Source organism: Xanthomonas sp. WHRI 8393, from assembly GCF_040203315.1.
Classification (GTDB): domain Bacteria; phylum Pseudomonadota; class Gammaproteobacteria; order Xanthomonadales; family Xanthomonadaceae; genus Xanthomonas; species Xanthomonas arboricola.
The window spans coordinates 359516-373348 of sequence record NZ_JBEGGL010000003.1; the positions used below are offsets into that span (position 1 = coordinate 359516).

7 protein-coding genes are annotated in these 13833 nt (G+C 64.3%); 3 read left to right on the forward strand and 4 right to left on the reverse strand.

All coding sequences use genetic code 11. The features are described from left to right. Positions 1-8: 8 nt before the first annotated feature. Positions 9-572 (reverse strand): cytochrome b, encoded by a 564-nt coding sequence (locus ABQ137_RS11960; protein WP_054591487.1) that lies wholly within the window; start codon positions 570-572, stop codon positions 9-11. Between the two features lie 2 nt (positions 573-574). Further along, positions 575-1231 (reverse strand): YceI family protein, encoded by a 657-nt coding sequence (locus tag ABQ137_RS11965; RefSeq protein WP_349782613.1) that lies wholly within the window; start codon positions 1229-1231, stop codon positions 575-577. A gap of 96 nt (positions 1232-1327) precedes the next feature. On the opposite strand from ABQ137_RS11965, the gene ABQ137_RS11970 reads away from it, so the two are divergent. Next, complete coding sequence (locus ABQ137_RS11970) at positions 1328-4894, forward strand: hybrid sensor histidine kinase/response regulator (protein ID WP_349782615.1); 3567 nt, start codon at positions 1328-1330, stop codon at positions 4892-4894. Positions 4895-5137: 243 nt separating this feature from the next. Then, positions 5138-8674, forward strand: a complete 3537-nt coding sequence (locus ABQ137_RS11975) for a hybrid sensor histidine kinase/response regulator (RefSeq protein ID WP_503021219.1) — start codon at positions 5138-5140, stop codon at positions 8672-8674. A 75-nt stretch (positions 8675-8749) separates the two neighbouring features. On the opposite strand, the gene mdtD is transcribed toward ABQ137_RS11975, so the two are convergent. Then, complete coding sequence (mdtD, locus tag ABQ137_RS11980; protein WP_102580883.1) at positions 8750-10171, reverse strand: multidrug transporter subunit MdtD; 1422 nt, start codon at positions 10169-10171, stop codon at positions 8750-8752. Positions 10172-10616: 445 nt separating this feature from the next. Here mdtD and ABQ137_RS11985 point away from each other — a divergent pair, with 445 nt between their 5' ends. After that, positions 10617-12140, forward strand: coding sequence for a helix-turn-helix domain-containing protein (locus ABQ137_RS11985; protein WP_349782619.1), 1524 nt, complete (start codon positions 10617-10619; stop codon positions 12138-12140). 402 nt (positions 12141-12542) lie between these two features. Here the strand turns inward: ABQ137_RS11985 and ABQ137_RS11990 are convergent, their stop codons facing one another. Continuing rightward, on the reverse strand, positions 12543-13760 hold the full coding sequence (locus tag ABQ137_RS11990) for a hypothetical protein (protein ID WP_065032612.1): 1218 nt from the start codon (positions 13758-13760) through the stop codon (positions 12543-12545). Positions 13761-13833: the final 73 nt, after the last annotated feature.

Consider the following 13833-nt stretch of genomic DNA (forward strand, 5'->3'; position numbering starts at 1 on the left):
GGAATCCTTTAGGGTTTGGAAGAGAGCCAGCCACGCGGCAACATCCGCACCAAGGTGGCGTCACGCTGGAACAGGTGGTGGTAGAGCGCAGCGCCGGCATGCGCCAGCACCACGGCAATCAACAGCCAGAAGCCCCACTCGTGGATGAAGTGCGCAACCGCACGCAATTGTTCGTCCGGCGGGCTGAGCTTGGGCACGGCAAACAGGCCAAACCAGCGGAACGGGCGCAGGCCGCTGGTGGAGTCGTACAACCAGCCCGACAGCGGCATCGCAAAGATCATCGCGTACAGCAGCCAGTGGGTCAGCCCGGCGATGCGTTCCTGCCAGCGTGGGGTGCCGGCCACCGGCGGCGGCGCGCCCGCATAGAGGCGCCAGCCCAGCCGGACGATCACCAGTGCCAACACGGTCAGGCCCACCGACTTGTGCGCGGTGTAGACCCAGAAGTATTTCGGTGTCTTGGGCAATTCGCCCATGGTCAGGCCGACGATGCCCAGCACCAGGATCAGCAGTGCGATCAGCCAGTGCAGGGTCTGGCTGACACCGCCCCAGCGTTCGATGTTCTTCAGGGTCATGCTCAGGATTCCGGGCTGGGCGCAGCGTCAGGGGCGGCGGGTGCGTTTTGGGGTTGCGGCGTGTCGTCGTCGGCGCGGCCTTCGCGCACGGCTTCGGCTTCGATGCGCAGTTCCACCGTATCGCCGATCATCGATTTCCACGCGTCGATGCCGAACTCCGCACGGCTCAGCGTGGCAGTGGCGGAAAACCCGGCGGTGCGGCGGAACGGCGGCAATGGATGGCGTTTGAGCGCATTGAGGGTGACGTCCAGGGTGACCGGGCGGGTGACCCAGTGCAGGGTCAGGTTGCCGGTGACCTTGGCGTGGTTCTCGCCGCTGGCTTCCACCTGCGTGGAGACGAAATGCGCGTCGGGAAAGTGCTCGGCGTCGAGTAGGTTGCGTGCCAGGGTGGCCTCGTTCCACTTGGCATCGCCCAGGTCGGTGCGGTGCAGCGGCACGGTCACGTCCAGCCGTGCCGAGGCCCAGTCGTCCGGGTCGAACACCAGCGTGCCGCTGGTTCCGGAAACGGTGCCCAACGCCTTGGAAAAGCCGGCATGTTCGACCGCGAACAGCACCCGCGTGTGCACCGGATCCAGCGCGTAACGCACCGGCGCGGCGGTCGCGGCAAGGCTGGTCACGACCAGGGCGGGAAGCAGCAACAGGCGGGCGAGGGTTGTCATGGGCGGATTCTAGACATATCCCGCTGCACCGCGCTTGGCTTGCGCTCGCAACGATCCGTTGCGAGCATGCGGGCTGGACGTGGAAAGGATGCCCACATGCGTGCGCTTGCTGTTTTGTTGGTCTTGCTGCTGGGCGCAATGCCCTGTGTGGCGAAGATTCCGGAGATTCCGCGTTTCCGGATCGTGGGTCCCAGCGACGGACTCCCATCGACCATGGTGGTTGCGATCCACCAGGATCGCGCTGGCTATCTGTGGCTTGGCACCCTGGATGGTTTGGTGCGGTACGACGGCGCAGGATTCAGGACCTGGCGACATGATCCTTCCGACCCGACATCGTTGCCCTGCAACGCGATCCAGGCGCTGCACATCGACGCGCTTGACAGGATATGGATCGGCTGCGGCAAGACGCTGAGCGTCATGGATGCCGGACGAGGCCATTTTCGGCACTACCGCGCGGTTGACTATCCGTCGATGAAGGACGGCGAGATCTACAGCATCACTGCGTTCGACGGCGATATCTGGGCCGGAACCACGACCGGCGCGCTGATTCGCCTCGATACTTCCGGCGTGATGTCGTCGGTGGATCTGGGTACGCTCGATGGCGACCTTGACCAGGCCATGGTCATGAATCTTGCGGCAGACAACCGGCAGCGGCTGTGGATCGGAACCACCAGTGGACTGGCGTATTACGACGGAAAACGTCTGCATCGCGTCTATGTCCCGGACGAGCCCAACCGGCAGTCTGCCATCTTCGGTCTGCAATGGGCGGGCGACCGTCTGTGGCTGGGCAGCGAGTCGGGGTTGCACGTCATGGGATCCGACGATCGATGGCAGCCGCTTCCCTGGGGGACGATGTTCGGCACCGGCAACGAATTCTGGGGTGCAGTGGCTGCCCCGGACGGCGAATTCTGGTTGGGAAGCGGACGCGGTCTGTGGCGGACCCGCGGCGAGCGTCCACCGGTCCCTGCCTTCAGCGGAGAGGGGGCTTTGTCACGCCGGAATGTCATTGGCCTGCTTGGAGCCGCTGATGGCGGGCTATGGGTTCCGATGCATGGCACCGGCCTTGGGTACTTGCCGGCAGACTGGAAGCGCACTGCCGTGCTCAAACCCGCGGTGCCGACGGGTGATGCCATCTATTGCAACCTGGCCCCTGCCACACGTTCCGGTGGTCTGTGGCAAGTCGATGCGGAAGGTCGCTTGTTGCGCGTCGATCCAAGCACTGGCGACACGTTTCAGACAGGGTTGCAGTCGTCGCAACTCAAGGACATGGAGTTGGTGTCGGCGCTGGAGGATCGCCTGCAACGTGTCTGGCTAGGCAATTTGAGCTTTGGCCTTTCCCGCATGGACCTGCGGACCGGTGAATTCATCCACTGGCCGTCCGATGGCCCCGAACCGGCGTCGGCGCTATCGGCGCCTGACTGGATCATCGAGCATGGCGATACGGTGTGGATGGCCTTCATTGACATGCTGCAGCAGCGCGATCTGCGTAGCGGTCGTGTCTTGCAGCGCATCACGCAGCAGGACTTGCACGGTTTGCGCGATATCGCCGTACAGCAGCTGGAACAGGGCCCGGACGGGCGCGTCTGGGTTGCAGGCGAAGGCGGCATGTTTGCCTGGGACGAAGCGTCACACCAGTTCGTGCCGGTCCCAGGGTTGGAAGGGACGCAGATCCAGGCGTTTGCCAGCCAATCGCCGGAGATGGTGTGGGTGTATCGGGCCGTCGGTGCAGAACAATGGAAAAAAACCGCAACACGTTGGGTGCGCGTGCGTCAGGTGGGCCAGGTGGATGGCCTGACCGGGTTCGATGCGTCCGCAATGCGGATCGACCCGCGTGGCAGGGTCTGGATTTCCAGCTTGCGCGGGCTATGGCGGATCGACCCTTCGGTGACGCCGGCACGCCTACGCAATATCGGTACACGCGATGGATTGACCAGCCAGGAGTTCATTCAGCATTGTCTGCTGATGGCGGGCGATAGCCTGATCGGGGCGACCAGCGATGGCTCCACCGTGCTGCTGGATACCGCAATGCCCGATATCGCACCGTTTGTTCCGGCACTGCAGCTGGAACATGTCAGTGTGCTACGCAATGGTGCACGCGTCGCGCTGCCAATGGATCGCCCGTTTCAGCTTGGCCCTGGAGATCGGCAGCTGCAGATCGTCAGCCGTCTGCTGTCGTACAGCGACCCGCTGTCCAATCGTTATCGCAGTTTCTTGAAAGGCTTCGACACCGAATGGCAGACCTCGGGCAACGCGGGAATCCGGGAATTCGCCAGCTTGCCTGCCGGTAGCTACGAACTCACGCTGCAGGGGGTGGATCCGCTGGGCAATCGCTCACAGATGCGCTCGCTGCGGTTCTCGGTCAATCCACCGTGGTGGCGCAGTGACGCAGGCATCGCGCTCATTTGCCTGCTTGTGCTGCTGCTGGGCGCATTGCTTGCGGCAGCCTACCGCCGCCGTGTGCGCATGCGCGCGCAGTGGCAGCTGGCCCAGCACAAACGCGAGCTGGCCGAGCAGGCATCGTTGGCCAAGACACGCTTTCTTGCGACCCTGGGGCACGAAGTGCGAACGCCGATGACCGGTGTGTTGGGCATGAGCGAGTTGCTGCTGCAGACGCCCTTGGACGGACGCCAGCAGGGTTATGCCAGCGCGATCCAGCTGGCCGGCAAGCATCTGCTGCGGCTGGTCAACGATGCATTGGATCTGGCGCGGATCGAGGCCGGCAAGCTGCCGCTGGATTACCGCGACTTCGATCTGCGTCAGCTGATCGGGCAGGTGGCCGAGCTGGTGCGCCCGAGCGCCGAGCAGAAGCGGCTGGCCTTCGCCTGCGAGCTGGATGACGCGCTGCCGCCTGCATTGCATGGCGATGCCAGCCGGGTGCAACAGATCCTGCTCAACCTGTTGTTCAACGCGGTCAAGTTCACCGAGCGTGGCAGCGTCAGCCTGCGTGTGGGGGTGGTGCCGCAAAGCCACGGGCAAGGCATCCGGATCGAAGTGTGCGACACCGGCCCGGGCATGAGTGCAGAACAGCGCGGGCGCCTGTTCCAGCGCTTCGAGCAGGCCGAAGGCGCCGTGACGCTGGCCCGGCATGGCGGCAGCGGCCTGGGCCTGGCGATCTGCCGCGAACTGGCAGCGGCGATGGGCGGTGCGGTGACGGTCAGCAGCGAACTGGGGCAAGGGGCGTGTTTTGTGGTGGAGCTGCCGCTGCGCTGGGTGAGCGCGCTCCCCGCAGTGCCTGCGCCTGCACGGGCAAGCTCGCCGCAGGCACAGGCGCCATTGCAGTTGCTGCTGGTCGAAGACGACCCGACCGTGGCGCAGGTGATCGTTGGCCTGTTGCAGACGCGTGGCCATCAGGTCACCCATGTCCTGCATGGTCTGGCGGCGTTGGCCGAGGTGAGTACGCGCCGCTTCGACGCGGGGCTGTGCGATCTGGACCTTCCGGGCATCGACGGTGCGGCGCTGGTGGCGCAGTTGCGCGCGCGCGGCGTGCGCTTTCCGATCGTCGCGGTTACCGCACGTGCCGATGCCGACGCAGAACCGCAGGCGATGGCCGCCGGCTGCAATGGCTTCCTGCGCAAGCCGGTCACCGGCGAGTTGCTGGCACAGGCACTGGCAGGTGTGCTGGCCGACGCCGCCGCTGCGCATGACGTCCCGGCCGTCGGCTGAGCTGTCATCGCTTGCCCGGTCGTACGGTTGCCGCCTGGCGCCGATGCAACAGCGTTGAACCGGATCGAGGCCCCCCTGCATGCGCTGGTTCGGGACGGGAGGTGAAAACGGACGAGCGACGCGACAAGCCCGCTCGGGCTTGCTCGCACCGCGTGCGGCCCGCACTATGCGGCGACTTGTCGTGAAACCTGTCCCGTGCGCCTTTTTTCGTGTTTTTCCTACTGGTTGATCGCAGCGGTGTCGCTGTGTGTGTACGTCACGGTGCCACCTGCGCGGGCGGCCACGGGCGCGCTGCTCACGCCGGTGCCCAGCCAGGTCACGGTCGCCGACGGGCTGCCCTCGGACACCGTCAGTGAGCTGGCCGAAGATCAGCAGGGCTATCTCTGGATCGCCAGCGATGACGGCCTGGCCAGATTCGATGGGCGCAACTACCGCATCTGGCGGATGGAAGACGGCTTGACCAGCAACGCGATCTGGACCATCTGCGTCGATCGCGACAATCGGGTGTGGATGGGATTCGAGAACGGCGGAGCCGGTTTTCTGGAGCCCAAGACGCGCGCGTTCAGGCGGCTGGAGAACCCGCAGTTTCCGGAGCTGCGCGAAATCACGGTGTGGGCGCTGGCCTACACCCCGAACGGCGATATCTGGCTTGGTACTGCGGCCCACGGGCTGTATCGGCGACGTCCCGACGGCAGCATGCAGCGCTTTTCCAACGTGCCCAGCGACCCGACCAGCCTGCCGTCCGACAGCGTGATCGGGTTCGAGGTCGCGCCCGACGGAACATTGTGGATCGGGACCCATGGCGGGCTCGCGCGCTGGGACGGCGCGCATTTTCAGCGGGTGTCGTTGCCCGGAACAACGCAGGCGGTCAACCGGCTGCACATGGAGCGCAGCGGCAACACCTTATGGGTCTCGGATGTGGTCGGCGATGCGTTTCGCGTGGACGCCGACGGCCAGGCGCGGCCCCAGCCGTGGCAGAAGGCCGTGAGCAAGCGGCGGGTGATGGGAGTGTTGCTGCACGACCGCAGCGGGCGCTATTGGCTGGACACCGAGAGCGGCCTGGGCCTGTCCACCGCAGGAACCGACATCAGCAGCGTGCCGGTCTACAGCCTGTCGGCGCATGGCCTGGTCAGGCGCAACTGGATTACCGCTTACGAGGATCGGGAGGGCGGGCTGTGGTTTGCGGCGCTTGAAGGTGGCCTGTGGCACCTGCCTCCGCATTGGGACACCTTTGCGGTACTGGCCCACCACGGTGCTGATCCACAGTCGCTGACCAATCCGTCGGTGCTGGCGACGGCGTCTTCGGCTGCGGGCGGTGTCTGGCTGGCTGGCTCGCGGCATGCGCTGGATTATCTCGATGCGGCGACCGGCCAATTGCAGACGCATCTGACGCAAATCGATGCCCGTCCGCCCGACTCCATGCTCGAAAGCCGGCGCGGGTTGGTCTGGATCGGCGTCGAAGGAAAACTGGTCCGGTATGACCCGCAGAGCGGGCAGGTCAAACGCTTGCAGCTACGTGAGGACGTCGAGCCTGATCCGGATGGTGCGGCGGACCGTCCGGGCTGGATGGCTGAGGACGCGCAGGGCCGCCTGTGGGTGACAGTGCTGGAATATGGCCTGCAAATCCGCAACCAGGAGGGGCAACTGCTGCGGACCATCGTCAATGGCAGTCATGGACTGGAGGTGTTGACCATCCTGGACCTACGCCTCGGCCCGGATGGTCAGATATGGCTGAGCAATAACGCCGGCCTGCGGCGCTGGGACCCCGCCGCCGACCGATTTGTCCCCGTCGACGGTACACCGTCCCTGCCGACCTATCTGTTCCGGCTGGGAGAGGGGGGCGTGGTCTGGACCGGGTTGGCCGGCGAGATCCGGCGGTATCTGTGGGACGGAAAGCGGCTCAAGCACCTGGACACGGTCGGAAAGGAGCAGGAGTTTCCGTTGGTGGCACCCAACGGCCTGGTGGTCGACGCTAGGGGCGTGGCGTGGGTGTCCAGTCAACGCGGGCTGATCCGGATCGATCCCGGCAGCAGGTTGGTGCGGGTGTACGGCGTGCACGATGGGCTGCCCAACCAGCAGTTGCAGATCAACACGCTGGTGCAGGCCGGCAGCGGGCGCATCGTCGCCGCATCGCCCGACGGCGTGGTGGTGTTCGACCCGGCCACGATGCGCCCCAGCACCCGCAGGCCGCCGTTGATCATCGAACGCGTGGGCCTGCGGCGCGGGGAGCGTGGTCTGGATATCACCGGGCAAGAGCCGCTGACGATGCAGGATGGCGACCGCGATCTGCATATCGTCGCGCGCCTGCTCAGCCTGGCCGATTCCGAATCCAACAGCTACCGATTTCGGTTGAGTGGCTACGATCCGGACTGGATCGATGTCGGTCCCAGCGGCGAGCGGCAGTTCTCGCGGCTGCCTGCGGGGCATTACACGCTGGAAGTGCAGGGGCGCACCGCCGACGGCATCTGGTCGGCCAGCCAGACGCTACGTTTTCAGGTGCTGCCGCCCTGGTGGTTGTCGCCATGGGGACTGGTGTTTCTGGGCGTGCTCGCGCTCTGCGCCATCGCCGCGGCGGTGTTGCTGTATCGCCGCCGCCTGCGGCGTTTGAACGCCTGGCAGCTGGCCGTGCACAAGCAGGAGCTGGCCGAGCAGGCGTCGCTGGCCAAGACGCGCTTTCTGGCCACGCTCGGCCACGAGGTACGTACCCCGATGACCGGCGTGCTGGGCATGAGCGAGCTGTTGCTCAAGACCTCGCTGGACAACAAGCAGCGCAGCTATACCGAATCGATCCGTCGTGCCGGCGCGCATCTGCTGCGCCTGGTCAACGATGCGCTGGACCTGGCGCGGATCGAATCCGGCCGTCTGGAACTGGATCTGGAGCCGTTCTCGGTACGCCAGCTGGTGGCCGAGGTGGAAGGCCTGATGGCGCCCCTGGCGCAGGAGCGTGGCCTGCGTTTCAGCCTGGAAGTAGGGCTGCTTGGCGACATCACCGCCAGTGGCGATGTCACCCGCATTCGCCAGATTCTGCTCAACCTGCTCAGCAATGCGATCAAGTTCACCGAGCGCGGCGTGGTCGGGCTCAAGCTGACCACGCTGGGCTCGTATCAGGGGCTGCGTTTCGAAGTGGCCGATACCGGCCCGGGCATCAACGCCGACCAGAAAGCGCGCCTGTTCCAGCGCTTCGAACAGGGTGACGGCGCCAAGACCACTTCGCGCTATGGCGGCAGCGGCCTGGGCCTGGCCATCTGCCAGGAACTGGCGATGGCGATGGGCGGGCATATCGAAGTGATCAGCCGGCTCGGCGCGGGCACGCGCTTCGTGGTGGATCTGCCGCTGCGCTGGGTCGCTTCCAACGCCACGCTCGGTGGCGAGGTGGCGCGCACCGGCGGCACGGTCGCCCCGCAGCGTATCCTGCTGGTGGAAGACGACCCCACCGTCGCCGAGGTCATCGTTGGCCTGCTGCGTTCGCAAGGGCACTCGGTGGTGCATGCGCCGCACGGGCTGGCCGCGCTGACCGAAGCGGCCGACAACCCTTTCGACCTGGCCTTGCTGGATCTGGACCTACCCGGGCTGGACGGCTTCGCCCTGGCGCGGCAGCTGCGCGTGTTCGGTTACGACATGCCGCTGGTGGCGGTGACCGCACGCTCGGACGAAGAGGCAGAGCCCACCGCGCAGGAAGCCGGGTTCGACAGTTTCCTGCGTAAGCCGCTCACCGGCGACATGCTGGCTGACACCATCGCCGAGGCATTGCGGCGCGGCCGCCCGCGCGAGCAAATCTAGAGCCGTGCACCGCAGTTGAAATCGCACACGGCGCTGCGCTGGCGCGCGGCGCTGGTCAATGGCGCAGCGGCCGCGTCATTCGGCGACTTCTTCCACCTGCTTGGGATGTGGCCGCGTCTCGGCCAACTGCCAGAAGATCAGCGTCGACGACAAGGTGATGCCACCGACGCACAGGAAGGTCGCATGCAATGCGGCAGTGGCGCCGTGGCTGTCGCCCAGATGTGTGTTGAAGGCGGCCAGCAGACTGCCCGCTGCCGCCGCGCCGAACCCGGTGGCCAACATCATCACCATCGATAGCAGGCTGTTGCCGGGGCTGGCCTGCTCACGATCCAGGTCGCGCAAGGTCACGGTGTTCATGACGGTGAACTGCAGCGAGTTCACCGCGCCGAAGCAGGCCAGCTGCACCAGCCGCAGCCATAGCGGCTGGCCGACATCGACCAGCGCGAAGCTCGCCATCGCCAGGCCCACCAGCACGGTATTGAGCATCAATACGCGGCGATAGCCGAAGCGACCGACCAGCTTCACCGCAGCACGTTTGGCCGCCATGCCGGCCAGCGCCACCGGCACCATCATCAGCCCGGCATTCATCGGGCTCATGCCCAGGCCAACCTGCAACAACAGTGGAATCAGGAACGGCATCGAGCCGCTGCCCACCCGCGCAAACAGGTTGCCCAGGATGCCGATGCGATAACTGGCCACCTTGAACAAGGCCAGTGGAAACAACGCCGCCGGCGTGCTGGCCGCATGCAGCCAGTAACCGGCCAACGCGGCCAGCCCGCCGATGGCCAGCAGCATGACAAAGGCATGGCGCAGGCCGAGCTCGGAGATGCCGTCCAGCGCCAGCGACAGTGCCACCATACCGAACGCCAGCATCAGATAGCCGATCAAATCGAAGCGCTGGCGTGCATCGCCGTAGTGGTCGGGCATGATCTTTAGCGCGGCGATGAACCCGATCACGCCGATCGGCAGGTTGATCAGGAACACCCAGTGCCACGAGGCGACTTCCACCAGCCAGCCGCCCAGCGTGGGGCCGACGAGTGGGCCGATCAATGCGGGAATCGCGATGAAACTCATCGCGCGCAGGAAGTCGGCGCGCGCCACGGTCTTGAGCACTGCCAGCCGGCCCACCGGCAGCAGCATCGCCCCGCCAATGCCTTGCACCACGCGCGCCGCCACCAGCTGCGGCAGCTGCTGCGCGGCGGCGCACAGCAGCGAGCCCAGCGTGAACACGATGATCGCCGCCAGGAAGGTGCGCCGGGTGCCGAAGCGGTCGGCAATCCAGCCCGATGCAGGGATGAACATCGCCACCGCCAGTGCATAACTGAAGACCACCGACTGCATCTGCAGCGGGCTTTCGTGCAGGCTGCGCGCCATCGACGGCAGCGCCGTATTGACGATGGTCGCATCCAGCATCTGCATGAAGATCGCCAGCGACACCAGCCACAGCAGCGGCTTGATGGTGTCGTAGGCGCGCAAGGTGGGCACGGGTTGGGACATGAGCATCGCCATCGGGAAGACAGCGCATTATCCCTGCGCGCGCGTGCAGAACGTCGCAACACTATATACGACGCCATTGCTTGAGCCCGTCGCAGCGTCGCATCGCCGCAGCGGCAACGAGTGAGACGCGCCGCACCCAATCCAATTGCGGACAAGCCCGATGCTACGAATCGTCGGGAACGGGCTGTGGCGGCGTGCTAATGCCAGATCTGGCTTGCACCAAGCGGTTGCTTTGCTGGCGAATCGTTTTGCGCCTGCCACCGTCCAGTCACCGCAAGCGAGCGTTGTCTCACATCAGGGTGGATCGACCGAGGGCGGGCGAGGGGAGCGTTCGTAGAAAAAGCGGAATGCACGCTTGGAGCTTTGCCGACGGTCTGGTCAGGGATGGCGCGACTTGGGTCTGGCCGCCTTCCGAGCGCGCCAGTAGATCAGGTCGAAAGCATCCATGGAAAAGCAAGTCTTTGATGTAGTGCAGCACGCCTATTTCCCAGGCGATCCCTTGAAGAAAATGCTGGGAAAGATCGCTGCACAACTGTCGCAGAGCGCGATCACGAGCGGCGCGGCATGTAAGTTTGTCGCGGTGGAGCATCACGGTCCACCGGGCCCGGTTCTGGCAGAAATCCAGCCCCCGCCCACGCAGTGTTTTCCCGTCCAGCACGGCCGGCAAGTGCTCGGCACACTGAATGTCACGCCGGCTCAAGAACGAATGACCCCGGAGGCGATGACGCTGTGCCAGCAGATCGCAAAGTATTGTGCGTACCTGATCAAGCGCGATGCCGCGCGGGCGTTCGCGCAAGACCGGTTTGGTCGCGCGCTGTCGATCGTGGGCGTGAGCGAAGAGGTCTTGACGATCGACGAATTTGTCGAGCACGGCGCATACAGTCGCTTGCCGGTCATCGTTCGCGGCGAGTTCGGAACCGAGAAGGAAACGGTGGCCGTTTTGCTGCATGCAGCTGCACCCTGGCGGGAGGGGCCGTTCGTTGCGATCGACTGCGCCGCTCCCGGCGACGCACCGGCGGCATGGTTCAAGCGCGGGGCCGGGGGAACGCTATTTCTGCAGAGCGTGGACGAGCTCGACGACGCGCTACAGCGCCAGTTGGCAGGGCAGCTTTGTGGCCTCGGCGGGCCATGGTCCGCCGTGGACGGCGAGGACTCGCCACGCGTGGTCGCCTCCACGACCGCTGATCTGTCGCGCCGCGTACGTGCCGGACGCTTCTCGCGGGCGCTGCTGTCGCAACTGGATGTCCTGTCGATCGAACTTACCCCGTTGCGCAAGCGACGGACAGATATCGGCTTTCACGTCGAGCATGTGCTGGATCGGCATGGCCTGGATCACGGTCAGGTGGTCACCGAGGTGTTGATGGACGCCCTGACCCACTACCCATGGCCGGAAAACCTCCAGGAGCTGGAGCGGGTGGTGCTGCGCCTGGCGGTCATGACAGCCGGCAGGCCGATCGGCAGCGCCGACATCCAGCGCCACGCACCGCGTCTGTTGGAAGGCCGGGTGCAGGGAGCGCAGCGCGATGCATGCGCGACGATGTCGCAACCGGCCGATCTTCCGACTGAGCCCACGCCGCCGGGAACGCCTGTCGACTGGATCGACGGCCTTCCGCATCGCCCCGGGCAACGTCTCGCCACCCTGCACGACGCACTGCGGCGCGCATTGGTGCATCTGGGCGAGCACTATGCCGAGCCGCTGACCCTGGGCGATCTGGCCCGGCAGGCGCACGTTAGCCAGTCGCATCTGGGCTTTCTGTTCCGCGACGAACTCGGCACCCCGTTCAAACCGATGCTGCAGCAGCTACGGATCGAAAAGGCCAAGGAGCTTTTGCATCAGCAGCGCAAGCTGCGCATTACCGAAGTGGCGCTGAAGGTCGGTTTCGGCGACCTGAGCCATTTCGAAAAGAGCTTCCGACGGCTGGTTGGGGTGAGTCCGCGTGAGTTCCGTAGGGTCTATGGCCAGGATTGACCGTCAGATATGAGGCCCCAACTTCGTGCTGGGTTCATCGGCTGGGCCCAGCATGCGGTTGCTTACAAATGCGCCGCCTCTCAGAAAAAATTCTATTCAAGCACCGATTGGTTGGGGTGGCCGACTTGCGGCGCCCGAAAAGATCGCCCGCGCCGGGTCGTGCCCATCGGCTGTCTCTACCTCTACTACATGCGCGGCATCGATCGCGTGCGTCAGCAATCCGTCCAATCCCGCTTCACTCCTGCGCTGCCGACAACGAGCTGGCATCATTCCGCCACGGGTACGGCAGTGCAAGGATGGTCCCGGATTGCTAGCGATCAGGTCCAGCGTAGCGAAAAAGCGCAGTTGTGGCACGGTTGGGCTGCCTGTAACGCATTGGGGCGGTCGGGCGAGTGACGTCTTTCAGGGACGACTAATAAACCGCCCTGTGGTTACCGGGAACCACTGAGCCAGCAAGTCCCTTTCAATGGCCTCCGGCCTTCCTGTCAGATCGGCATAGTGCTTGATGTAAACACTGCGATGGTGCCAATTTACAAAGATCGGATCGGGGTGCAGCATCGGTAGCGATGTCAGGCCCGCAACAACCGCACCGGAACCCACGGCTGCCCATCGGTCTCCGCTTTCCGTTTCCACACATCCCATGCCGTAGCCCAGTTGCCGCATTGCGATGTAGCTTCTATCGTCCTTGAGAATTTGTTCGTAGAGTTCCAATAAGCCGGTATCCTTCAGATTCAGGCATGAGCCGAGCTGCGTCCCATTATCCCGCAGGAATGTCTCCGCAAGATGCCGCACCATTTGTCCTGGTTCCGGAAAGATCTGGTTGCCGCCGCCCTTGCCATTCTTGGATGCGTTTCCGACAAGGGTCGCATGGGCACCAGGCATGAGGATTAGTTCCTTCTTTACTTTTACGTCCGGGATGATCGGAGTAAAGCCGCGCGCCCTCTCATCGCGTGCGTATACGGCGCGGTATTCCAGCACGTTGGTATTCAGTGTTGTCCTGTTTAACTGGAAATTCAAAGGACCGGGTACCGGGTCTATCGCAAAAATGTTGACGCAGATGTGGCGGAGCTGCGGGTCGGCATACATTGCATTGGCCATCATGTGGCAGGTAACTGCGCCACGGCTCCAGCCAATGAGGTTGACGCGGTCAGGCAGTGGTGTTCGCAGGACTTTTGCTCGCGCCTTTTGTAAGGCTTGGGGAACGATTTTTCGGTGCTTATTGGCAGGGGTCCAGCCACCAAAAGTGTTCTGCGGCTCAAGTCCAGCTGCTTCGGCAGCTGCCTTTTCCCTTTGTAGGATGCGTATTTCCGCATCTGTCATTAAGGTCCTCATATGGCTGGGGTCCTTCTTGATCACCGCAATCGCGTGCTTGACGTTCTCCTCCCAGCCCGAGCCAAAAGTAGTACCCCGAGCATCAGTGTAGTTCCCCGGGAGTGTCCATTTATCGTTTTCTTGTTGATTCCCGCTGCCCGGTCCATCCGCTATGAGCCAATCATCGAACTCCACCCCGAGATGGTTGCGTGCCAATGTGGAGATAAGCTGTCCTTCGCTGTAGTTTGCACTGTCGTAATCCAGGCTGTTCGATCCTGTCCCGCAAAAAAATACTGTGAATGTTGACATTCTTGATGTCTCCAGAATCTCGGGTGGTTGGGTCGCTGTATTAATCTATGTGTGGATTACGGGGCTCGTGCAC

Excerpts from the sequence above, each read along its gene's own strand:
- ABQ137_RS11960 (WP_054591487.1), bottom strand. The coding sequence starts at position 572 with ATGACCCTGAAGAACATCGAACGCTGGGGCGGTGTCAGCCAGACCCTG.
- ABQ137_RS11965 (WP_349782613.1), bottom strand. The coding sequence starts at position 1,231 with ATGACAACCCTCGCCCGCCTGTTGCTGCTTCCCGCCCTGGTCGTGACC.
- ABQ137_RS11970 (WP_349782615.1), top strand. The coding sequence starts at position 1,328 with ATGCGTGCGCTTGCTGTTTTGTTGGTCTTGCTGCTGGGCGCAATGCCC.
- mdtD (WP_102580883.1), bottom strand. The coding sequence starts at position 10,171 with ATGTCCCAACCCGTGCCCACCTTGCGCGCCTACGACACCATCAAGCCG.
- ABQ137_RS11985 (WP_349782619.1), top strand. The coding sequence starts at position 10,617 with ATGGAAAAGCAAGTCTTTGATGTAGTGCAGCACGCCTATTTCCCAGGC.
- ABQ137_RS11990 (WP_065032612.1), bottom strand. The coding sequence starts at position 13,760 with ATGTCAACATTCACAGTATTTTTTTGCGGGACAGGATCGAACAGCCTG.